This window comes from Mucilaginibacter sp. NFR10, assembly GCF_900100445.1.
Taxonomy (GTDB): Bacteria; Bacteroidota; Bacteroidia; order Sphingobacteriales; family Sphingobacteriaceae; genus Mucilaginibacter; species Mucilaginibacter rubeus.
Genome location: NZ_FMTV01000001.1, coordinates 1,169,473 through 1,191,542, shown reverse-complemented (window position 1 = coordinate 1,191,542; position 22,070 = coordinate 1,169,473). Strand labels below are relative to the sequence as shown.

Annotated in this window: 19 protein-coding genes; 12 read left to right on the top strand and 7 right to left on the bottom strand. The window is 42.0% G+C overall.

Translation table 11 applies throughout. The features are described 5' to 3' along the window. Positions 1 to 121 precede the first annotated feature (121 nt). Together BLP33_RS04915 and BLP33_RS04910 are read right to left on the bottom strand one after the other, a co-directional pair. Positions 122 to 1,267 (bottom strand): FecR family protein, encoded by a 1,146-nt coding sequence (locus BLP33_RS04915; protein WP_090525431.1) that lies wholly within the window; start codon positions 1,265 to 1,267, stop codon positions 122 to 124. A gap of 37 nt (positions 1,268 to 1,304) precedes the next feature. After that, complete coding sequence (locus BLP33_RS04910) at positions 1,305 to 1,835, bottom strand: RNA polymerase sigma factor (protein WP_090525429.1); 531 nt, start codon at positions 1,833 to 1,835, stop codon at positions 1,305 to 1,307. A 459-nt stretch (positions 1,836 to 2,294) separates the two neighbouring features. Here BLP33_RS04910 and BLP33_RS04905 point away from each other — a divergent pair, with 459 nt between their 5' ends. Further along, positions 2,295 to 2,678, top strand: coding sequence for a hypothetical protein (locus BLP33_RS04905; RefSeq protein ID WP_139159933.1), 384 nt, complete (start codon positions 2,295 to 2,297; stop codon positions 2,676 to 2,678). Between the two features lie 427 nt (positions 2,679 to 3,105). Here the strand turns inward: BLP33_RS04905 and chrA are convergent, their stop codons facing one another. After that, positions 3,106 to 4,305, bottom strand: coding sequence for a chromate efflux transporter (chrA, locus tag BLP33_RS04895; RefSeq protein WP_090525423.1), 1,200 nt, complete (start codon positions 4,303 to 4,305; stop codon positions 3,106 to 3,108). Between the two features lie 140 nt (positions 4,306 to 4,445). Next, positions 4,446 to 4,787: a tetratricopeptide repeat protein gene (locus BLP33_RS04890; RefSeq protein ID WP_090525421.1), complete on the bottom strand. Its 342-nt coding sequence runs from the start codon at positions 4,785 to 4,787 to the stop codon at positions 4,446 to 4,448. A 45-nt stretch (positions 4,788 to 4,832) separates the two neighbouring features. Here BLP33_RS04890 and BLP33_RS04885 point away from each other — a divergent pair, with 45 nt between their 5' ends. The 4 genes from BLP33_RS04885 to BLP33_RS04870 all read left to right on the top strand — a co-directional run bounded on the left by BLP33_RS04885 (position 4,833) and on the right by BLP33_RS04870 (position 8,659). Beyond that, positions 4,833 to 5,570, top strand: coding sequence for an electron transfer flavoprotein subunit beta/FixA family protein (locus BLP33_RS04885; RefSeq protein WP_090525420.1), 738 nt, complete (start codon positions 4,833 to 4,835; stop codon positions 5,568 to 5,570). A 29-nt stretch (positions 5,571 to 5,599) separates the two neighbouring features. Beyond that, positions 5,600 to 6,577, top strand: a complete 978-nt coding sequence (locus tag BLP33_RS04880) for an electron transfer flavoprotein subunit alpha/FixB family protein (RefSeq protein ID WP_090525418.1) — start codon at positions 5,600 to 5,602, stop codon at positions 6,575 to 6,577. 23 nt (positions 6,578 to 6,600) lie between these two features. After that, positions 6,601 to 7,200: a bifunctional nuclease family protein gene (locus tag BLP33_RS04875; RefSeq protein ID WP_090526212.1), complete on the top strand. Its 600-nt coding sequence runs from the start codon at positions 6,601 to 6,603 to the stop codon at positions 7,198 to 7,200. Positions 7,201 to 7,399: 199 nt separating this feature from the next. Next, positions 7,400 to 8,659, top strand: coding sequence for a nucleoside permease (locus BLP33_RS04870; protein ID WP_090525416.1), 1,260 nt, complete (start codon positions 7,400 to 7,402; stop codon positions 8,657 to 8,659). 116 nt (positions 8,660 to 8,775) lie between these two features. Here BLP33_RS04870 and BLP33_RS04865 read toward each other — a convergent pair whose 3' ends face one another. Both BLP33_RS04865 and BLP33_RS04860 read right to left on the bottom strand, forming a co-directional pair. Further along, the gene (locus BLP33_RS04865; protein WP_090525414.1) at positions 8,776 to 9,489 is read right to left on the bottom strand and encodes a ThuA domain-containing protein; all 714 of its coding nucleotides are present in this window, start codon (positions 9,487 to 9,489) and stop codon (positions 8,776 to 8,778) included. A 144-nt stretch (positions 9,490 to 9,633) separates the two neighbouring features. Further along, positions 9,634 to 11,343: a GMC oxidoreductase gene (locus BLP33_RS04860; protein ID WP_090525412.1), complete on the bottom strand. Its 1,710-nt coding sequence runs from the start codon at positions 11,341 to 11,343 to the stop codon at positions 9,634 to 9,636. Between the two features lie 191 nt (positions 11,344 to 11,534). On the opposite strand from BLP33_RS04860, the gene BLP33_RS04855 reads away from it, so the two are divergent. The 7 genes from BLP33_RS04855 to BLP33_RS04825 all read left to right on the top strand — a co-directional run bounded on the left by BLP33_RS04855 (position 11,535) and on the right by BLP33_RS04825 (position 18,527). Further along, positions 11,535 to 12,380, top strand: a complete 846-nt coding sequence (locus BLP33_RS04855; RefSeq protein WP_090526211.1) for an MOSC domain-containing protein — start codon at positions 11,535 to 11,537, stop codon at positions 12,378 to 12,380. Beyond that, positions 12,377 to 12,661, top strand: a complete 285-nt coding sequence (locus BLP33_RS04850) for an Rdx family protein (protein ID WP_090525410.1) — start codon at positions 12,377 to 12,379, stop codon at positions 12,659 to 12,661. Before BLP33_RS04855 ends, BLP33_RS04850 begins: the two co-directional genes overlap by 4 nt. Positions 12,662 to 12,778: 117 nt before the next feature. Then, positions 12,779 to 13,213 (top strand): RrF2 family transcriptional regulator, encoded by a 435-nt coding sequence (locus tag BLP33_RS04845; RefSeq protein WP_090525408.1) that lies wholly within the window; start codon positions 12,779 to 12,781, stop codon positions 13,211 to 13,213. A 240-nt stretch (positions 13,214 to 13,453) separates the two neighbouring features. After that, on the top strand, positions 13,454 to 15,544 hold the full coding sequence (locus BLP33_RS04840) for a HEPN domain-containing protein (protein WP_090525406.1): 2,091 nt from the start codon (positions 13,454 to 13,456) through the stop codon (positions 15,542 to 15,544). Next, positions 15,544 to 16,329, top strand: a complete 786-nt coding sequence (gene cobA, locus BLP33_RS04835; RefSeq protein WP_090525404.1) for a uroporphyrinogen-III C-methyltransferase — start codon at positions 15,544 to 15,546, stop codon at positions 16,327 to 16,329. The genes BLP33_RS04840 and cobA overlap by 1 nt, the downstream gene beginning before the upstream one ends. 22 nt (positions 16,330 to 16,351) lie before the next feature. Beyond that, positions 16,352 to 17,815 carry a TSUP family transporter gene (locus BLP33_RS04830; RefSeq protein ID WP_229701494.1) on the top strand — a complete coding sequence of 488 codons (1,464 nt, stop codon included), beginning with the start codon at positions 16,352 to 16,354 and terminating at the stop codon, positions 17,813 to 17,815. Position 17,816: 1 nt separating this feature from the next. Further along, positions 17,817 to 18,527, top strand: a complete 711-nt coding sequence (locus BLP33_RS04825) for a phosphoadenylyl-sulfate reductase (protein WP_090525400.1) — start codon at positions 17,817 to 17,819, stop codon at positions 18,525 to 18,527. Between the two features lie 335 nt (positions 18,528 to 18,862). On the opposite strand, the gene BLP33_RS04820 is transcribed toward BLP33_RS04825, so the two are convergent. Next, positions 18,863 to 21,811, bottom strand: a complete 2,949-nt coding sequence (locus BLP33_RS04820) for a TonB-dependent receptor (RefSeq protein WP_090525398.1) — start codon at positions 21,809 to 21,811, stop codon at positions 18,863 to 18,865. Positions 21,812 to 22,070: the final 259 nt, after the last annotated feature.

The window sequence follows — 22,070 nt, the reverse complement described above, 5'->3', positions numbered from 1 at the left end:
ACTATTTCAATGCATTACTAATGCTACCCATTTGACAAACAAGGGCAAATAATCCCATGGCGCTTAAGGGCCAGGCATTAAATAACCGGAAAATAGATTGTGGTTTAACCGTGGCGCTTTCTTACCTGATGTGTAAAACCCCTTCCTTTAAAAGGGCCGAAACTCCTGCAGATGCTTTAATATTTTGAATAAAGACTTCAATTGGTTTGTTTTTTTGAATAGCACCACTAAATGCTTCGTCGGCTTTCGCTGGATCGTCAAAAACCACTTTTACATCAAACCAGCGGAGCAGCACATCGCTTATATCGTGAAGTTTAATGTTATGGAAATAATAAATATCATTCATCCAGGCCAGTTCAACAGCTGAATCAAATGGTTGGGCCCGAAACCCAGCCCCCGATGTATAAACAGCTTGGTAGCCAGGTTGTAAAAGCATTTTTTGTTTATCCTGGCCGCTTGTTGATACCGAACCTTCAACCAACGAGGTTACTGTTTCATCGGCATGATAAGTATTTACGTTAAACTCCGTACCTAAAACTTTTACATCAGTTTGGCCTGTATGAACTATAAAGGGGTGAGCAGCATTTTTTGCAACTTTAAAAAAAGCTTCGCCTGTTAAGTACACTTCTCTGGTTTTGCCTAAAAATGAAAACGGGAAGCGCAGGCTCGATACCGAATTTAACCAAACCTGTGTACCGTCTGAAAGTACTATCCGGTAGTTTAATTTTGAAGGAATAACGAGTGTGCTCCACTCCTCATTTTTACTATTATCTACCTGGTAACTTAAACCGTTAACACCTTTCTTTAAATGAGCGAACGACATATTAATCACCTTTTTGCTGGTATCAGACAGGTTGATATGCTGCCCGTTTGCCAGCCGTAACTCAATGGACGGTGTTTTAAGATTTTTTTTTGCAGCAACAATAGTATTAACAGGTATTTGCCGCCAATAATATCCGGCAGTAAAAGCGACACATAATAAAGCCGCTACGGAAAGCCATTTTATTGCGCCTGCCCAGCCAGGCCTGATCGATAGTACCGGCTTTATTTCGGGCTGGATTGTATCCCAGGCTTTATTTTCATCAATATTATTAAAGAAGGTTTGAGCTTTATCTGAAGTAAGTACCTGTTGCATTTCATCCCACAGTTGTTTAATCCGGGGATCATTTTGTATAGCCTGTTCAAGCAAATGACTGTCTTCCTCACTTATTACGCCTGTAATTTGCTCAATTATCAGTTCCTGAAAATACGCTTTATTGTATGTCATTATTTATAAGACCTCATTATGGATAAAAAGGGTGAACTTATTTGGCACTCTTTAACCCTTCTTTTAAAGTTTTTATTGCCAGTTTTAAATGAGTTTTCAAAGAATTTATGCTAATGCCCATTTCAAGGGCCGCATCTTTATACTTTTTATGCTCATAATGCACCAGCGTAAAAGCCTGCATCCGCTGTATCGACAAATCGGCCAGCACTTTTTCAGGATAAATTTCCGGTACAGGTGTTTCTTCCTCCTCTATTTCGGTAAGTGTATATTTATAATCTACCAATTTTTTTTGCGTTCGTGTTTCGCTTTCAACTTTTTTGAGGCATCTGTTACGGATTGCTGTAGTTAAATAAGCTTTTAATGACGAATTAATATTGGTATATAATTGTCTTTCCCAAAGATCAACAAAAAAACCCTGAACGGTATCTTCAGCTTCCATTTCATCCCGTAAAATATAAAAGGCCGATACATTAAGCAGCTTATAGTATTTTTTAAATACTGCTTCAAAGGCCTCCTTGTTCCCCAATTTTAATTGCTCAATAATATGATCATCGTTCAAAATCTCCATGAATTGGTCTTAACTGGTTTATAATTAAATAGGTTGGGCTACTATAGAAAGCTAAATGTAAAAACTTTTATTGTCAAAACAACAATTATTAAAAAAATATTAAAAAATCGTCACTTTACTCAAAACCAGGATCTCTAACAAGCCTTTTTTACTAAACGGGCCATTTAAAAGTTAAGATTTATAGCGGAGACATTCTTGATACATCCTAAGAAACGGGACATACTTTGGTTTTGAAAAATATTCAAAAGCAATCGATTTCATTTAGTAATTATTGTAATAAAAACAATTAAAAAATAAAAATAAGGCATTCCTCTTTTAATTCTTTTTAACTTAGGATATCCAGTTCGGCATCAAAATTTATCCGGCTCTTTTTTTTACAAAATGCGCAAAAACACTCGTTCTATTTCGCATTTCATTTAATCCGGCTTTGTTTTTAATTTTGTTTTGATGATAAACAGCTTGCAAATTAAACTTCACAAAGGGCAGCTCGATGAGCTAAAGGATGAACCTGCCAGCTTGTTAAGTTTTCTGAATGTTATATTTAAGCCTCTTTCAGCAAACTACGAACAGCTTAAACATGCGCTTGAGCGCGAATTCAGGCCGGAAGGTTCGCCGGAAGTAACCCGTTTAAATTTCGACAGGATCAAATTTGATGAGAACACAGGCCAGGGAAGTTTCCGGATAGTATTAGATATCGACTATGCGTTCGGCTGCGAAGACCTGGTTACCCATAAAAAAAATCAAACATCAGAATGGACTTTCATCGTTGATTACAAGCTTTTAATTATAAATCTTTATAGTTCGCCCTTTATTGACAGCCGTAGCACGGCCGAAGAGTTTTAGATCCTCATTTCAGGCCTGCAACAGCCCGGAGCTATAGCGCTTATAAAAAAGGAATAACAAGTGAACATCCACAATGCTGTGCAGATCCGGGTTACGAAAACGGCACATTTAGGTTTGCCCTTGCAAGCTTGCTGCCTCCGGAAAGTTATATTACAGCCATCAACAAAACACAACAACATTTTCCTGCGTTTAGTGATGACGTCAAAATAGATTTCAGAAAAGTCGATTTTGTAAATGAGCAGATCGGCGTTAGGTTGCTGAATGGGGTGCTTATGGCAAATTCACTGCATTTTGTAGCTGATAAACCAAAATTGATAAAACAGTTGGAGAAAGGATTAAAGGTAATTCTCAATTGCTGATTGTGGAATATGATGCCGTTAAAAGTAATCCCAGGGTTCCCTAACCTCCCCTTTAGGGGGCCAGGAGGCTAAAATATTATTCCTAAAACCACGCCGATAATGATCACTATCGGTGTTTTTATTTTGGTAAAATGCAGCACCAGGAACGTACCGATCATTAAGGCATAGGCTGTCCAATTTAAGCCAAAAGGCCTTACCAGTAAAATCAGCGCAGTAGCCATAAAACCTACAGCTACTGCATTTATACCGCTCAGTGAGTTTTTTATACGTGTAATCTTCTTCAGATCCTCCCAAAACGGCACAATAAAGAGGATCAGGATAAGGCCTGGTGTATTGATGCCAATAACAGCAACCAGGCTCCCAATTACCTGCCCCCAAATGCTGTTTCCTTTGTTGCCAAGCGTTATGCCGCCCAAAAACGAAGTAAATGAAAATGTAGGCCCCGGCAAAGCCTGCTGCAAAGCATATCCCGACAAAAACTCCGACCGGCTTAAGTAATGCTTAACCTCAACAAATTCGGTATACATGAGTGGTACCAGCACTTGTCCCCCTCCAAAAATAAGGATGCCGTTGCGGTAAAAGTTTTCAAATAAACGGATTGGTAAACTTAATGGGGACGTTTGATTTACAACCGCACCTAAAGCAGCGAAAAAAAGCAGAATCCCTATAAAGTATGCTACTTTATTAGGATTTACATTTGAATATAGTTTTACCCTCAATTCGTTTTCATGCTGCTGGGTTTCCATGGCCGACGATATAATGCCGCCAAGCAATATGAGTATCGGAAAGGCATAAGCATTTTGAAGGATGAGTGTCACAATCAGTGAACCAATAGCCAGCATGGTGCTGACCCTGGTCTTCAAAAATTTATTGGCAAATGTATAAGTGGCATAAGCAACTATGCCTACCGCTATAGGCTGTACATAACTGATTACATGAGCAAATTTGGCCTTATTAGCAACCATACTGTAACTGATAGCCGCCATACACATAATAGTAGCCGAGGGTAGGATCCAAATTAAAAATGTAATAATAGCCAGCCTAAGTCCACCCACTTTCCAGGCTATCCCAACCAGTGTTTGGGTTGACGAAGGGCCGGGCAATACCTGCGATAAGGCGTTAAGCTCCATCAACTCATCTTCGGTAATATATTTTCGTTTTTCAACAAATTCGCGCAGCAAAACAGCAATGTGGGCCTGCGGTCCGCCAAAAGCGGTAAAAGTATAAATTAGCACATCCCGCAGAAATAATAGTTGCCGTTTCTTCATTTGTATATTCGCAGATAGTTTTTTGCAGATAGTTCATAGATCATGGTTCATAGCAGGCAGATCATTAGATATGTTCACGAAAAATGGACGAGCCAATACTGCGGAGCTACCATGAACTATTAACCATTAACTATGAACTACTAATAATCGTCATCGTCTTCTTCAAAACCCATTGCCTGCCTATATACTGCCTGCAATTCAGAAAAAGCATGGTTATCGCGCTTTTCTTTTGTCACTTTCATACCGGCTTCATAAGTTTTAATGGCGTCATCCTTTCGGTTTAGCGCTTCATAAAGCTTACCCAAATGATAATAGGTACCTGTATAGCCGGGGTGGTTATTTACCAGGTCTTCATAATAAGCAAGAGCCTTATCTGTCTCATTCAAACGCAGATATTCTGTTGCCAGGGCATATTTCAGAAACTCATCATCCGGTTCATTTTTTATAAATTCCAACAGCTTATTCAATCTGCTTAACTCCATTTTAAACTCTATCTTTTTTAACTAAATTTGCAAAAACCTATTGATATGAAGATTCTGGTATGTATAAGTAATGTTCCTGATACCACCACAAAAATAACTTTTACTGATAATAACACGCAATTTAATACAAACGGCGTTCAGTTTATACTTAACCCTTATGATGAAATTGCACTTGCCCGCGCCATTGAACTAACAGACGGCGGTAAAGGTACAGTAACTGTAATAAATGTTGGGGAAGCAAATACAGAAGCCACTATACGTAAAGCCCTGGCCATTGGCGCTACCGATGCGATACGAATAAACGCTAAACCGCACGATGCCTGGTATGTAGCATATCAGATTGCGCAATATGTAAAATCAAATCCTTTTGATCTGATCCTGACAGGTCGTGAATCTATTGATTATAATGGATCAAAAGTTGCTGGTATGCTTGGCGAACTGCTTGATCTGCCATCGGTATCCATCATTAAAAAATTAGATGCCGCTGACACAGAGGCAACCGTTGAGCGTGAGATTGAAGGTGGTAAAGAGGTTTTAACTATTCCCTATCCTTTTGTAGCCGGTACGGCCGAAGGTGTGGCCGAACCCAAAATACCCAATATGCGCGGCATTATGTCTGCCCGAACCAAGCCACTTACAGTTGTTGAACCGGTTGAGATAAAAACATTTTCGGAGATCATTAGTTATGAAACACCTGCTCCACGCGGCCAGGTGAAGCTTATACCTGCTGATGATACTGCTAAACTGGTTGAGCTGCTGCATACCGAAGCGCGTGTTATATAAATTATGATCTAAATCATTAACAGATAAATATGTCAGTTTTAATATATGCGGAAAATACCGGGGGCAAATTCAAGAAATCAGTTTTTGAAGCCGTTTCTTATGCCCGCGCCATTGCCGATCAAAATAATACTTCCCTTACTGCTGTTTCAATAGGCAACGTTGACGCCACCGAATTAGCTTTATTAAGTAAATACGGTGTAGATAAAGTGCTTAATGTATCAGGAGATAAATTGAAGGAATTTGTAAACCAGGCCTACGCCTCTGTCATAGCCGAGGCGGCCAAAAAAGAAGGTTCGGCTGTTGTGGTACTATCAAACACATTTTCGGGTCGTGGTTTAGCGCCCCGGATAGGTGTTAAACTGGAAGCCGGTGTTGCCGACGGAGCGGTTGCTTTACCTGAACAGACAGGCGGCTCGTTTAAAGTAAAAAAGACAGCATTTTCAGGTAAAGCTTTCGCAACTGTCGAGCTTACCTCCGCCATAAAAGTTATTGCGCTTGTACCCAACTCTTATAAAGTTGTTGAAACTGGCAGTACTGCCCAGGTTGAGGACTTTAGTGTTGAAACTAAAGCTTCAGACTTTAAGGCGATGATTAAAGAAATCGTTCGTTCAACGGATAAAGTTTCATTGCCTGATGCTGAAATCGTTGTTTCGGGCGGTCGCGGTTTAAAAGGCCCCGAAAACTGGGGCATGATAGAAGAACTTGCCGAACTTTTAGGCGCAGCTACTGCATGTTCAAAACCTGTATCAGATGCTGGCTGGAGGCCGCATAGCGAACACGTTGGACAAACCGGTATAGCTGTCAGTCCAAATTTGTATATTGCAGTCGGTATTTCAGGTGCAATTCAACACCTGGCCGGGGTAAGTTCATCAAAAGTTATTGTGGTCATAAACAAAGATCCGGAAGCACCGTTTTTTAAGGTGGCAGATTACGGAATTGTGGGCGACGCGTTTGAAGTACTCCCTAAATTAATAGCAGCCGTTAAAGAATATAAAGCTTCAGCATAAATACAGGTGTGATGGGGAATAACATGAAAAAAATAAAGCTTGATATTGTCGGCTTATCATACAGTCAAACTCAATCGGGCGCCTATGCACTTGTTTTAGGCGAGGTTAGCGGCCGTCGTCGCTTGCCTATTATCATCGGAAGCTTTGAAGCTCAGGCTATCGCTATCGAAATAGAAAAAATGACCCCAAGCCGCCCGCTTACGCACGACCTGTTCAAAAGCTTCGCCCAGGCTTATCAAATTGAAGTACAGGAAGTAATTATCTACAACCTGGTTGATGGTATTTTTTATGCTAAGCTGGTTTGTAGTGATGGAAAACGCTCTGTAGAGATAGATGCCCGCACCTCTGATGCCATTGCTGTAGCGGTGCGTTTTGACTGCCCTATCTTCACTTATGAATTTATCCTTTCAACTGCAGGCATTGTTATAGAAGGCAACGACTTTGTTTATCTGGAAAATATCAACGAAGCCCCAGAGGAGAAATCGGTTAGTGCATCCGTAAGTGGCTATGCTTCTATCAGTACTGAAGAGCTCAAAACCAAACTTCAGGAAGCCCTCGCCGAAGAATCATACGAAAAAGCGGCAAAGATCCGCGACGAACTAAATAAACGTAAAGCGTCTTAGTGATTTCGGAAATCGGATTTGAGATTTCGGATTTTTTAATTTTAATATTTAGTATTCTTCATAGATGACAACAGAAGCCCTTGATGGGTTTCTGTTTTATAAGCGTAATTTCTTCAAGGGTAGCTTTCTGATTTACATTTATTTCACTACTTTCCGCTTTAATTTAACACTGACTAAAATTATTTAAACAAGGTACCGTATGAATATTAAGTTCCGCTTAATACTGATGAATTTTATGCAATTTTTTATCTGGGGTGCCTGGTTGCTTACAATAGGTGCATACTGGTTCCAGGATAAACATTGGTCGGGCGCACAATTTGGGGCAATCTTCAGTACCATGGGTATTTCGGCAATATTTATGCCTGCCCTTACCGGTATCATAGCCGATAGGTTTATCAATGCTGAAAAGCTTTACGGTATCATCCATATTTTAGGGGCGGCATCCTTATTTACCTTGCCTTTAATTACCAGTCCTTCCGCCTTTTTCTGGGTAATGCTGATCAACATGATCTTTTATATGCCAACCCTTTCATTATCAATAACAGTGGCATATTCGGCGTTAAAAAGTAACAACAAAGATGTAGTTAAAGATTATCCCCCTATCAGGATTTGGGGAACTATCGGGTTTATAGCCGCATTATGGACAGTGAGCCTCACACATAACGAAACCTCTCCCAACCAGTTTTATATTGCATCGGCCGTAGCTCTTGCACTTGGCATTTATTCTTTTAGTCTTCCTAAATGCCCGCCACTTTCAGCCAAAGCAAATAACAAATCGTTTGTTGATTCATTGGGGCTAAATGCCTTTAAACTATTCAAAGATCCAAAGTTTGCTATTTTCTTTGCATTTTCGATGCTTTTGGGCGCAGCACTGCAACTTACCAATGCGTACGGTGATACCTTTATACAAGACTTTAAAAATATAGCCATTTATAAAGATTCGGTCGGCGTAAAATATCCGGCCATTATCATGTCCATCTCCCAGTTTTCTGAAACGTTTTTCATTTTACTGATCCCATTCTTCCTGCGTAAGTTTGGTATTAAGTATGTAATGCTGTTCAGCATGCTGGCCTGGGTGCTGCGTTTTGGCCTTTTTGCCTTTGGCGATCCGGCAGGTGGTTTATGGATGATTGTTTTATCATGCATCGTTTACGGCATGGCTTTCGACTTCTTCAATATATCGGGCTCGCTGTTTGTTGAAACACAGGCTACTCCTGATATCAGGGCAAGTGCACAAGGCCTGTTTATGATGATGGTAAACGGTTTCGGGGCATTCTTCGGAAGCATCGCAAGCGGCCTTATTATCGATCATTTCTTTTTGCTGCCGGGCGGTGGTAAAGATTGGCATGGGATCTGGCTTACGTTTGCCGGGTATGCTCTTGTAATTGCAATTGTTTTCCCTTTCGTATTCAGATATAAGCACAATAAGGCACTCGTTGAAGCGATACAACATGCCTAGGAACCATAATTTGGGGATTGCCATGATAGTACAAAAGAGAAGGCCCGCGAATTCGCAGGCCTTCTCTTTTTATAATATAATAGGATCAAGAAATCCTTAAATCCTAAAATCATGGTTCATTTCCAACCCATTGCATATTTGATACCACCTAACAGATGGTTCAAATATAATGGATCAGCATATGATTCATCAGTATGACCTAATTCGGTATAAAAAGCCCTGCCGCCATCGAAGTTATGATACCATGCCATTGGGTGATTGTCACCATTTTCGCCGCCGGTGTAACTATTCTCATCAATTTTAATCAGTACGTGCAGATCATCGCCTATCCATTTATAGTTATACCATTCGTCCCATCGCTTCCAGGTTTCGGGCAGATGTTTAGTGGCAATAAAATTACGGTCGACCACATGTAATGTTGCTTCCTGTTGTTTTGGATGACTTTTAAAATAAGCCCCTACCAGTTTACCATACCATGGCCACTCATACTCGGTGTCTGTTGCGGAATGAACACCAACAAAACCGCCGCCGGCCTTAATATATTGCTCAAATGCAGTTTGTTGGGCATCATTTAAAACATCGCCGGTGGTGTTTAAAAATATTACCGCCTTATATTGTTTTAAATTATCGGTAGTAAACTTTGCGGCATTGGTGGTGCTGTCTACATCAAAATTATTCTCCTGCCCGAGTTTAATTATTGCAGGCACACCTACCGCTATGGAATTATGATGAAACCCTGCGGTTTTACAAAATATCAGTACCTTATCTTTAGCAAGTACCTGGCTTATTAGTGCGCCTATTAAAAGGCAAATGGTTAATAGTTTTTTCATAGTTGATTATTATTGGTTATCAGATTAAAAATGAACGTCATGCTGAACTTGTTTCAGCACCCCACATGCCAGATAGCCGACAAGTATGGCGCATACTTAGCATGTGGGATCCCGAAATAAATTCGGGATGACGTATTGGATAAATTATAAATTTCCCTTCTTCAATTCATCTACAGCAAAATGAGCGGCGCGGGCCGTCATTGCCATGTACGTTAATGATGGGTTTTGACACGCTGATGAGGTCATAGCTGCGCCATCGGTAGCAAAGACGTTTTTGGCGTCCCATACCTGGTTGTTGCCATTCAATACTGATGTTTTGGGGTCGCGTCCCATCCTTGCAGTACCCATTTCGTGAATTCCATCGCCAACGTTGTGGCCGCGGTCGTGGGTTTCAATGTTTTTTACACCAGCACTTTCAAGCATCGCTTTGGCTTCTCTTACAATATCAAAGCGCATTTTCTTTTCGTTTTCTTTGATCTCAGCATCCATCGCTAAAATAGGCAACCCCCATTTGTCCTTGCGGGTTTTATCAAGGGTAATTTTATTTTCGTGATAAGGCAGCAATTCACCAAAACCGCTTAAGCCTATAGTCCACGGACCTGGCTCTGTAAGTGCGTCTTTATAGTCGGCTCCAATGTTCAATTCAGCAATCTCACGGCTCCATCCCATACGGCTTGCCGCGCCCTGGTAACCGAAACCACGCAGGTAATCGCGTTTATCACCAAACAGGTTGGCAAAACGCACAACATAAATACCGTTGGCCCGGCGACCGTAATAATATTTATCTTCAAAACCTTCAACCAATCCGCTTGCGCCGAGATTGTAATGATGATCCATAATGTTATGGCCTAACTCTCCGCTGCTGCTGCCCAAACCATCAGGCCAAATTTCGGTAGCCGAATTCATCAATACCCAGGCGCTGTTCAAAGCAGAGGCGTTTACAAAAACGATCTTTGAATAATACTCATAAGTTTGGTTGGTTTCGGCATCAAGCACTTCCACCCCTCTGGCCTTTTTAGTATCTTTATCATACAATATTTTAGTGACGATAGAATATGGCCTCACGGTTAGATTGCCTGTAGCCAAAGCCGCTGGCAATGTTGACGATTGCGTGCTGAAGTATCCGCCAAAAGGGCAACCCTCCCAGCACCTGTTCCTGAACTGGCAAGCCGTACGTCCCGGAATAGCAGCAGTTAAATTGGCCGAGCGACCAATGATCATATGCCTGGTGCCGTTGTAATTTTTCTTGATGCGGGCAGCTACATCTTTTTCCACCCAATTCATATCCATCGGGGGCAAATAATGACCGTCGGGCAGTTGTGGTAAGCCTTCCAATGAGCCGCTTATACCTGCAAATTTCTCTACATGATCATACCAGGGTGCAAGATCTTTATAGCGGATAGGCCAATCAATAGCCCAGCCGTCCTTAGCATTTGCTTCAAAATCAAAATCGCTCCAGCGATAGCTTTGCCTTCCCCATAAAATGGAGCGACCGCCAAGCTGATATGAACGCCACCAGTTAAAGGGTTTGATCTCGGTATACGGAGCGGCTTGCTCGTCGGTCCAGTAATCCATAATAGGTTCGGAAGCTCCCCAATTACGTGAAATTACGGGGCGTTGTTTACGTTGGGCTTGCGTTGGCTTTCCGGCATGATGTCGGTCCCAGGGGTCCTGACTAGCAGTTTTATAATCTTTAATGTGCTCAAAGTTTCGGCCCCGTTCAAGCATAATGGTTTTCAAGCCAAGTTCGGATAACTCTTTTGCTGCCCAGCCACCGCTGATGCCTGACCCTATTACAATGGCATCATAGGTATTATTAGCCTTAGCCTTGCCGTTTATATTACTTAATGGCATAGTTTATAAATTGGTTTTGAGATTGGATAAAACAATTATATTAATTAAAAATCGATATAGCAATCGATTGTGAAGAAAAGTGTGAACCACGATTTATGGGATTGATGGATTACCTTGATAATAAGTTTTATTCAGCCATCATGAAATCCTCTAATCCTGAAAACCATGGTTCTTTTATTTATTTTTACCCCATGCTACAAGTAAGCGAATTATACATCTACCCTATTAAATCATTGGGCGGCGTTGCGGTACAAAATGCGGAGGTTACCCGTCGCGGTTTACAACACGACAGGCGTTGGATGCTGGTTAATGAACACGGGCACTTTATAACCCAACGGGAGTTTCCGCAAATGGCACTGATCAAAACGACAGTAGAAACTGATGGTGTAGCTGTACATCATCATTCGGGCGGGTCATTATTAATTCCATTTAATGGCGAAAGAAACCCCTTACAACAATTTACTGTATGGGACGACACCTGCATGGGACAATACATAAATAATGGATTTGACCAGTGGTTCAGCGAAGCACTCAATATGAAATGCCGCCTCGTTTACATGCCCGATGACAGTGAACGCGAAGTTGACCAGCGCTACGCCAAACCCGGCATGATCACTTCATTTGCAGATGCCTATCCTTTCCTGCTTATTGGGCAGGCTTCGCTTAATGACCTTAACAAACGAATGCCATTGCCTTTGCCAATGAACCGCTTTCGTCCCAATATAGTTTTTACCGGCGGTGATGCTTATAGCGAGGACCTGATGAACCAGATAACAATAGCAGGGATAACCTTCTACGGGGCAAAACTTTGCGCACGTTGTGTGTTAACCACCATCGATCAGCAAACAGCCCTGAAAGCTAAGGAGCCTCTAAAAACCCTGGCTTCTTACCGTATGAAAAACAATAAGATCATGTTTGGACAAAACCTGGTACATGAAAATACAGGCATAATTTCTGTGGGTGACGAACTTAAGGTTTTAAGTACCCATACTGAGGATAGATTTATTGTAGCAAAGCAACCAATCACAACAGCATGAAACCAACTATAATTATTGAATATTGCCCAAAATGCAACTGGATGATGCGTGCCGCTTATATGGCCCAGGAACTGCTTACAACCTTTACCGATGACCTAAATGGGGTTACCTTAAAACCAAGCGAAGTGAGCGGCAGATATACGATAAGCATTGATGAAGAAACGCTGTTTGACCGCAAGCTTGATGGCCATTTCCCAGAAATCAAAGAGTTAAAACAGGCCGTTCGTGATAAAGTTAACCCGGGTAAAAGCCTCGGTCATTCAGACAGGCATCAGTTGTAACTTTTATATAACAATGTCTGTATAAAATATCCTTTCTATATAATCTATAATATTACTCGAAAAAATAGTTAATTTAGAGAATATCTTTATTTACCTTTGTGAGTTTTATTTTAGAAAATGCTTTCAAAAAAAACTAAGTATGCTATAAAGGCACTTGTGGTTCTTGGCAAGAACATGGACCAGCCGCCTATGCAAATTTCGAAGATTGCCGAAATTGAACGAATCCCTAAAAAGTTTCTTGAGCAGATACTGCTTGATCTGCGCAATGCGGGGTTTCTTTACAGCAAAAAAGGAGCAGGTGGTGGCTACAGCCTTAACCGCGATCCCAAAGAAATATTCCTGGTAAGTATCATGCGTATAACCGACGGACCTATTGCCATGGTGCCCTGCGCCAGCTTAAACTTTTACCACAAATGCGATGAATGCCACCAGGAAAGCACTTGCGGCATAAGGGATGTATTTGTTGATGTAAGAGATGCCACACTTAAAATATTAAGCGAAACCAGCATCGCCGATATCATCAAACGCGAAACCACCCTCATCAGCGTTTAATTTTAAAACTTCATAAAACTGTCATAACACAGTTTTTTTAAATTAAATGCTACTTTTTCCGTATACTATATATATATTTGGGAAATGAATCGTGAGAGCATTAATATTACTTGTCTTAACCAGCTGACTTATTGCTATATGTGCAATGAGAAAACGAGGCTGTAAACGTAATATTTAACCATATATGCCTCTTTAGCCACAGCCAAAGGGGCTTTTTTATAAAAGATTAATACATAGAATATGCAGAGCTTCAGAACGGAACTGGAGAACCCTATTGTTGAGAAGGATATTATAGATCTTGAAAAAAAGATCCATGCTTTTCGTGAAGGTAAAATTCATGATGAAAAATTCAGAAGCTTGCGCTTGGCGCGCGGTGTTTATGGCCAGCGTCAGCCAGGCGTGCAAATGGTACGTATTAAACTACCTTTTGGTAAAGTTAGCTTTAAGCAACTATTGAAGATTGCCGAGATTTCTGACGAGTTTGGGAGCAGTAATCTCCACCTTACCACCCGCCAGGACATCCAGATCCACTATGTAAGTCTTGACCGTACACCCCAGCTTTGGGCTAAGCTTGCACAGGATGACATCACCCTGCGCGAAGCATGTGGCAATACCGTGCGTAATGTTACAGCCTCTCCTACTGCAGGTATCGACCCAAAAGAACCATTTGACGTTTCCCCTTACGCATATGCTACGTTTGATTATTTTCTGCGTAACCCGATATGCCAGGAAATGGGCCGCAAATTTAAAATATCTTTCTCGTCAAGCGATGAGGATACAGCGTTTTCATACATTCATGATATCGGTGCTATCCCTAAAATAAACGCCAATGGCGAACGTGGGTTTAAGATCATGCTTGGCGGCGGTTTAGGTGCACAGCCAATTTTAGCCAGTATTGTTGAAGAGTTCTTACCAGAAGATCAGCTGATCCCTTATATCGAATCAGTGATCCGTGTTTTTGACCGTTACGGCGAACGCAATAACCGCAACAAAGCCCGTATGAAATACCTTATCCAAAAATTAGGTCTGGATGAAGTATTGCGTTTAACCAAAATCGAGCGTACTGCCAACAAAGTAAAATCATACCCTATCAACCGGGATACTGTTGATGCCCCGGCTTTACCACCAACTGATAGCTATCCTGAAGTAACCATCAGCAACCCGCTGCGCTATGAGCAATGGCTGGCTACCAACGTTTTTGAGCAAAAGCAAAAAGGTTTTTACGGCGTGTATATTAAAGTGCCTGTAGGTGATATCTCATCAGATACTGCCCGTGCACTGGTTAAAACACTGGAGCCATTGGTTGGTCACGAGATCCGCATTACTCAAAACCAGGGATTGCTTTTAAAATATGTTCAAAAAGAAGCATTGCCTGCTTTATATGAAGGCCTCGCTAAGCTTGAACTGGCTGCGCCGGGCTTTGATAGCATTGCTGATGTTACCACCTGCCCGGGTACAGACACCTGCAACCTTGGTATCTCCAACAGCATGACCATGGCGCGCGTACTGGAAGATCTGATTTATAACGAATACGAGGATTTTATTTATAACCGCGAAATCAAAATCAAAATAAGCGGTTGTATGAACTCTTGTGGTCAGCACGGCTTAGCCCACATTGGTTTCCACGGCAGCTCGCTTAAAGCAGGTGCCAAAGTATTACCTTCGGTACAGGTAATGTTAGGCGGCGGTACCGTTGGCGACGGCGTTGGCCGCGCTGCCGAAAGGGTGATCAAAGTGCCAACCAAACGTGCTACAGATGTTTTAAGGTATTTACTGAACGACTATAAAGAGTTTTCACCGGAGGGCGAAACCTACCACGAATATTACGACAGGCAGGGTAAAGATTATTTTTACCGTTTGCTGAAACCACTTGCCGATTTAACTACTCTTACCGATGACGAATACATTGACTGGGGCCACCAGGAAACATTTGTTACCGCTATAGGCGTAGGTGAATGCGCCGGTGTGATCATCGACCTGGTAGCTACCCTCCTGTTTGAATCGGAAGAAAAATTAGGCTGGGCTAACGAAGCTTATGCTGATGGCCGCTGGGCTGACGCTATTTATCATGCTTATAATGTCTTTGTTAGCTCAGCAAAAGCGCTATTGCTTGACAAAGGTGTTAATAGCAGTACACAAATAGGTGTGATCCGCGAGTTTGATGCACAATACGTTGAAAAAGGCGAGTTTGAATTGAACGGGAGCTTTAATGATCTGGTATTACAACTCAACCAAAATGAGCCGTCACAAGAATTTGCCACAACATATTTAGCACAGGCTACAGAATTTTTAAGCAGAAGCAAGGATAAGAGAGAGGCGCTTGTACAATAATGACTGAAACTAATAAAAATATAAAAGAACCACGCATCACACTGGTGGGTGCCGGTCCCGGCGACGCCGACCTGATAACCGTGAAAGCCATCAAAGCTTTAAAAACAGCTGATGTTGTTTTATACGATGCGTTGGTTAATGAAGAACTGCTTGAATACGCTCCCGAAACATCAACAAAAGTTTACGTTGGCAAACGTTCAGGCGATCACACCTTTTCGCAGGAAGCTATTAACAACCTTATGGTTGATTATGCCAAAAACTATGGCCATGTGGTTAGGTTAAAAGGCGGCGATCCATTTGTATTCGGTCGCGGATACGAGGAACTCATTATTGCTGCAGCGCATAAGATACCGGCTTCAGTTATTCCTGGCATCTCAAGCTCGATAGCCGTGCCCGAATTACAGCAGATCCCTGTTACGCATCGTGGTTTAAGCGAAAGTTTCTGGGTTGTTACAGGCACTACTGCAAACGGCAAGATCTCTAACGATCTTATTGATGCTTCACGCTCAAATGCTACAGTGGTTGTATTGATGGGGATCCATAAGCTGGCCGAGATCGCTGAAATATTTAAGCTGCAAGGCAGGAACAAACTACCTGTAGCCGTTATCCAAAGCGGATCGACAGATGATGAAAAAATAGCTGTTGCTACAGTAGATACAATTGTTAATGCTGTTGAAGAAAGCAAGATCTCATCGCCCGCAATTATTGTTTTAGGCGAGGTAGTGTCGCTTCATCCAAAATTCCAACTGATACAAGAAGTTTATGACGTTGTTGCCCGGGGATAGGAGTTTAACCAATATTCAGGATATGAAACAGGAAGGCAATCAGCTTTTCCCTGTTTTTTTAAAACTGAATGACTTGCATACTGTGCTTATAGGCGGCGGTAATGTTGGTTTGGAAAAACTTACCGCTGTGCTTAATAACAGCAACAGCGCGAGGGTAACCGTTATTTCGCGCGAGTTTTTGCCCGAGGTACATACGCTTGCATCGCAATATCCCGGTATCCGTATTGTACAAAAATCATTTACAGATGACGACCTGAACAATGCAGATATTGTTATTGCCGCTACTAACGATAGTGAGCTTAACAGCTATGTCCGCAGCGCAGCTCACGACCGAAAGCTACTGATCAATGTAGCCGATAAGCCTGCATTATGTGATTTTTACCTGGGATCGATAGTGCAAAAGGGTGACCTGAAATTAGCCATATCTACCAATGGAAAATCACCCACTGTGGCAAAACGATTAAAAGAAGTATTAAATGAAAGCCTCCCTGCTGAACTCGACATTACTTTGCAGCAAATGAGCGAACTAAGAAATACCCTTGAAGGCGATTTTGCCGACAAGGTAAAAAAACTAAATAGCGTAACCTCCGTATTGGTTGAACCAAAACCTGTTAACCGGAAAAATTTCATTTGGCTAATTTGGTCAACCATTATCATATCGCTGGCCATTGGTATAACGGCACTTTATTTCAAGGAGCCGAACTTTAAGCACTTCGTAACTGGCATCGATCCTATCTTTTATTATTTTTTAGGTGCCGGGTTTGTATTTGCAATGATCGACGGCGCCATTGGTATGTCATACGGAGTTACTTCAACCACATTCTCTCTTTCTATGGGTATCCCTCCGGCCTCGGCCAGCATGGGCGTACATCTTTCCGAGATCATGAGTTGCGGTATAGCCGGTTGGATGCATTATCGCATGGGCAACATCAACTGGAAACTATTTAAGTTATTAGTTATTCCCGGTATAATAGGAGCGGTAACGGGAGCTTATCTCCTATCTTCGCTTGAGCATTACAGTATGTATACCAAACCTGTTGTATCGGTTTATACCCTGATATTGGGTATAGTGATATTCAGGAAGGCATTCAATACACAAAAGAAAAAATCGGCCGATAAGGTAAAACGCATTTCGCTGCTGGGTTTAGGCGGTGGTTTTATCGATGCTGTTGGCGGCGGTGGCTGGGGATCAATCGTGTTATCAACCCTGATAGCCGGTGGCCGGAGCCCACGTTTTTCGTTAGGCACTGTTAAGCTTTCACGTTTTTTTGTGGCAATGATGGGCTCAATAACCTTCATAGCCATGGTAAGCAGCGATCACTGGCAGGCTGTCGGAGGGCTTATCTTAGGCAGTGCGCTTGCTTCGCCAATCGCAGCTAAGATTTCTAATAAGATCTCTGCGAAAACTATCATGGTGGCGGTATCAGTAATTGTTATCCTCATCAGTATCCGTTCTATTATAATGTTTATTACTAAGGTTATATAAAATGAGCACCGCATTACAACAAATACAAGGTGTAACTACCGGACTTAATCCGGTTGAAGCCCTGACTAAACTGGCAGAGCTTTTTCCTGGTGAAGTTATATTTTCAACCAGCTTTGGATGGGAAGACCAGGTGATCAGTCATATGATATTTGCCAATAACCTGCCTATCAAAGTATTTACGCTTGAAACCGGCAGGCTGTTCCGCGAAACCTATTCAGTTTGGGCGGCTACCATGAACAGGTATCAGAAGCCAATTCATGCTTACTATCCCAATAACGAATTGCTGGAAGAAATGGTAAGCAAAAAAGGGCCCAACAGCTTCTACGAATCGGTTGAAAACCGTAAGGAATGCTGCGGGATCCGTAAAATAGAACCGCTTAAGCGTGCCTTAAAGGGCAATAAGATCTGGATTACAGGTATCCGTGCGGAGCAGTCGGTTAACCGCCACGACATGCATGACCTGGAATGGGACGAACAAAACCAACTGGTAAAGTTCCACCCTATTTTTAGCTGGACGCTTGACGAAGTGAAAGCTTACATTAAACAATACAATATTCCATATAATTCACTGCATGATAAAGGCTTCCCAAGCATCGGCTGTATGCCATGTACCCGTGCCGTAGCCGAAGGTGAAGATTTTCGTGCAGGCCGCTGGTGGTGGGAAGATCAATCCAAAAAAGAATGTGGTTTGCATGAGACAGCAAAACTTTGATTTTAGGATTAAAAGATTGCCTTGAAAACTATGCAAGTTGAAGTAATCAACCAATTCATGAAAATCCTCTAATCAGGCAAATCAAGGTTCAAGATGCTTTTTTTTATACGTAGGTCAATTGGTTGAAAAATCAGTTGGCCTTTTTTTACCGCTGATTTTGGTGATTGCGCTGATTTCGTTGATGTTTTTTTAGCGTCGGTAACTATTTTCCTTTTGGCTTCAATGTATACTACCGCAAAAAGATCAGCGTAATCACAGAAAAATCAACGGTAAAAAAGGGGATGAAGTTTTTACATCCCATCCCCTTACAAACTATATAAAACGTTTAAAAGCTATTACTTGTTAGTGTTGTTACCTGCTAATAAACCGTCAAGCGTAACAGATACATAGTACAAGCCACCAATAGTTGGACCACCAGCATATTGATAATACCTTTTGTTAAAGATATCTGTAGCGCCTAACTTAAATGTTGCGTAGTATGAAGGTACGCGGTAAGTAACCTGTGCATCAACTGTTTTAATTGAAGGCACGGTACCTGTAACCAGCGGGCTCTCCCACAGGTATGACTGCTGCCATTTGTAAACCACGTTGAAGCCGAAGTTTTTAACCACCTCACGGTTACCGAATGATACATTGCCCGACCACTCAGGGGTATTGAAGCCGGTAACAAAAATATCTGAAGCTGTTTGGGCTTTCAGCTTATTGAAGCTCACGTTACCTGATACTGTATAGTGCTGGTAGAAATTGTAAGTGATACCTGCCGAAGAACCATAATTATGATAAATGTTTTTAGCATTGGTATAAACGCGATACCTGCTTTGCCCCTGGCTGGCTGCGTTACTTGATGTGCCTGTTGTAGGGTCACGGTTAATGTCAAGCATTGACAGTACGGCTGCGTCTGAGCCAACCGTAGCACCGTTAGGAACAAACACCTGTACCTGGCCAAGGAAGCCGTCATAGCGGTTGGTATATGCGTCAATATCAATGAACACTTTGTTATCAGCTACGATACCTTTATAGCCTACCTCGAAAGAAGTAATTTGTTCCGGACGTGCCGGCGGCAGGTCCGCTACTTTTAACAGGTTGCGGTTAGCCAAAGCTGCCTGGTCTGAGCCGCCTGCAGCGTTTACTGCGGCATTGAATGCCACTACAGATGTTTGGGTATAGCTATTACCAAGGTATCCTAAGCCTTCGTTAATGAATGGTAAACTACCCACACGTTTTACGCGACCGTTATTTACATATGATAAAGCCTCAAACAATGAAGGGAAACGATAACCATTCTGGAATGTAAACCTGAAGTTATGGTTTTGATTAACGGTGTAAACAGCAGCTAAACGCGGTGTAAACTTAGGATCGAAGTATGGATTGCGGTCCCAACGGATAGAGCCGAATACTTTCAGTTTTTCGTCAAAAAAGGTTTTGGTAATCTGGGTAAATGCACCGTATTTTTTATAGATAACGTCTTTACCGAAAGAGCCATCAGCCAATGGGGTATTCCTGTCTGCAATAGGACGGCTGAAATCAACGAAGTTATTGCCATCAGGTGTAATACTGTACACACGTACATCAGCACCAACCAACAGGTCAACAAATTTAACCTTCCTGCTCAGGTCCCACTGGGCCTCGCCGTTGTACATATGGCTTTTTTGCCATAGAGCTGCACCGCCTGTTTCCGGGGCGTTGGGGATCAGGCTCGACTTAATATCCCAGTTATTGATACCAATGATGGTTTTGCGTAACGCGTCAAACTCAGGAGTGCCTGGTTCAACCCGGCCTTTATCGGCGGCAGCACGTGCAGCTTGTTCTGCCGCAGCAAGATTTGCGGAAGTAAGCACACCGCCATTGTAGGCTTTTAAAGCATTACCATATAGAGTGGCCCAGGCCGAGTTACTTGCATGTTTAAGATCAAGGTTATCAGCAAGCGGTTTTACGTTAAATGAGTTGCCGGTATTTTCTATTGATTCATAACCACGAACCAGGAAATCTTTTCCTTTTAACTCAATTTTATGATTCTGAACTGTTGCGCCTTGTAACGAGATTTTGTTACCGCGCTGAAACACGCCATCAAGTCTGCCATAGCGATAAGTATACGACAAGATGGTGTTTGGCGATAATTTATAAGATAAAGTTCCATCCAATTTTAAGTTTTTCACGTGTGGGTCAACCAGGTCAACTTCATTGTAGCCTGTACGGGCAACGGTAAGATTAGGGCGGGCTTTACCATCAACGGTGATACCTTTTATTGATACGGTATTACTACCTGCAAGGGCATCATCACCATATTTGTTCCAGCCATCATAAGCAGCGTTACTGGTACCGGTTAATTCAGGATAAGCAGGATTAGCTGATTTAAGGTTGGTTGGGTTTTGATCATTACGGGTATCTGATTGCCAGTCCTGACCTTGCATATAGCTAAAGTTTACTTTCACCGCAAACTTATCGTTAAAAGCTTTGGCATAGCGCAAAGCATCCTCGGTAAGTGAACTTGCCCCTAAGCGGTCTTTACCAACATGGTTTAAACCCTGGCGATGGTAAAAGCTTAAGCCCTGGTATTTGAATGGATCTTTAGTAAACAGATTTGATAAACCATTGATAGCGTTGGTACCATAAAGGGCAGCAGCAGCGCCCGGGGTGATCTCCACACTGGCAATATCCAGTTCAGTCGGCCCAATGGCATTGCCAAGCGGTACACCTAATGTAGCCGACTGCATATCAACACCATCAACCAGTTGCATAAACCTGAAGTTGTTGGGACTGTTGAAGCCACGGGTATTAGGCACTTTGAGGGTGATACTGGTGGTTGTCATCTGTACGCCTTTCACGTTCTCCAAAGCATCATAAAAACTTGGGCCGGGCGATTGTTTTAACGCCGTGATACTCAATTTTTCGATAGCTACGGGCGAGCGAAGCAATTTTTCCTCCTTACGGGATGCCGTTACTACCACCTCATTAACCAACAATGATTGCGTAGTAAGCGTAATATTTACGGCACTATTGGCATTTTTAATGTAAAACTCCTGCGGCTGATAACCGATCGCGGTAAAAACAAGTGTATAGGGCAATTTGGCACTGGTAGTTAATGAAAACTTACCGGTAGTATCTGTTGATGTTTTATTGGTTGTGCCTTTAATAGATACGGTTGCCCCTATCAGCGGCTTACCCTGATCGTCGTTCACTTTTCCGCTCAATATATATGAGCCGTTAAGCTGTGCATAACTTATACCCGGCAATAGTACCAGGAAGAGCACAAGTATTCTAACTAAGTTTGTAAAAATTTTCATGAAGTAATTTGTGGTGGTGGTAATTAAAATTGTGATTTTGGGTTGTGTATTATCGTTGATGGAGCTTATGGCTCAACAACAACACATTGCAGTTAGGAGCTGCATTTTTAACTTGGACAGAGCGGCAATTGCACTAAAGTGATACATTGTCTATAGAATTAGTCGACAAAAATATGAATTTAATACTAACTGTCAAGCTTTTCTGCTTGGTTTTTTAAATTTTTGATGGCTTTCGCATCATTTCACTATAAAATCCATC

What these genes read in the sequence shown, in the direction of transcription:
- BLP33_RS04865 (WP_090525414.1), bottom strand. Translation starts at nt 9,489, where the DNA reads ATGAAAAAACTATTAACCATTTGCCTTTTAATAGGCGCACTAATAAGC.
- BLP33_RS04870 (WP_090525416.1), top strand. Translation starts at nt 7,400, where the DNA reads ATGAATATTAAGTTCCGCTTAATACTGATGAATTTTATGCAATTTTTT.
- BLP33_RS04830 (WP_229701494.1), top strand. Translation starts at nt 16,352, where the DNA reads ATGAAACAGGAAGGCAATCAGCTTTTCCCTGTTTTTTTAAAACTGAAT.
- BLP33_RS04845 (WP_090525408.1), top strand. Translation starts at nt 12,779, where the DNA reads ATGCTTTCAAAAAAAACTAAGTATGCTATAAAGGCACTTGTGGTTCTT.
- BLP33_RS04860 (WP_090525412.1), bottom strand. Translation starts at nt 11,343, where the DNA reads ATGCCATTAAGTAATATAAACGGCAAGGCTAAGGCTAATAATACCTAT.
- chrA (WP_090525423.1), bottom strand. Translation starts at nt 4,305, where the DNA reads ATGAAGAAACGGCAACTATTATTTCTGCGGGATGTGCTAATTTATACT.
- BLP33_RS04890 (WP_090525421.1), bottom strand. Translation starts at nt 4,787, where the DNA reads ATGGAGTTAAGCAGATTGAATAAGCTGTTGGAATTTATAAAAAATGAA.
- BLP33_RS04875 (WP_090526212.1), top strand. Translation starts at nt 6,601, where the DNA reads ATGAAAAAAATAAAGCTTGATATTGTCGGCTTATCATACAGTCAAACT.
- BLP33_RS04825 (WP_090525400.1), top strand. Translation starts at nt 17,817, where the DNA reads ATGAGCACCGCATTACAACAAATACAAGGTGTAACTACCGGACTTAAT.
- BLP33_RS04885 (WP_090525420.1), top strand. Translation starts at nt 4,833, where the DNA reads ATGAAGATTCTGGTATGTATAAGTAATGTTCCTGATACCACCACAAAA.
- BLP33_RS04855 (WP_090526211.1), top strand. Translation starts at nt 11,535, where the DNA reads ATGCTACAAGTAAGCGAATTATACATCTACCCTATTAAATCATTGGGC.
- BLP33_RS04840 (WP_090525406.1), top strand. Translation starts at nt 13,454, where the DNA reads ATGCAGAGCTTCAGAACGGAACTGGAGAACCCTATTGTTGAGAAGGAT.
- cobA (WP_090525404.1), top strand. Translation starts at nt 15,544, where the DNA reads ATGACTGAAACTAATAAAAATATAAAAGAACCACGCATCACACTGGTG.
- BLP33_RS04910 (WP_090525429.1), bottom strand. Translation starts at nt 1,835, where the DNA reads ATGGAGATTTTGAACGATGATCATATTATTGAGCAATTAAAATTGGGG.
- BLP33_RS04880 (WP_090525418.1), top strand. Translation starts at nt 5,600, where the DNA reads ATGTCAGTTTTAATATATGCGGAAAATACCGGGGGCAAATTCAAGAAA.
- BLP33_RS04915 (WP_090525431.1), bottom strand. Translation starts at nt 1,267, where the DNA reads ATGACATACAATAAAGCGTATTTTCAGGAACTGATAATTGAGCAAATT.
- BLP33_RS04820 (WP_090525398.1), bottom strand. Translation starts at nt 21,811, where the DNA reads ATGAAAATTTTTACAAACTTAGTTAGAATACTTGTGCTCTTCCTGGTA.
- BLP33_RS04850 (WP_090525410.1), top strand. Translation starts at nt 12,377, where the DNA reads ATGAAACCAACTATAATTATTGAATATTGCCCAAAATGCAACTGGATG.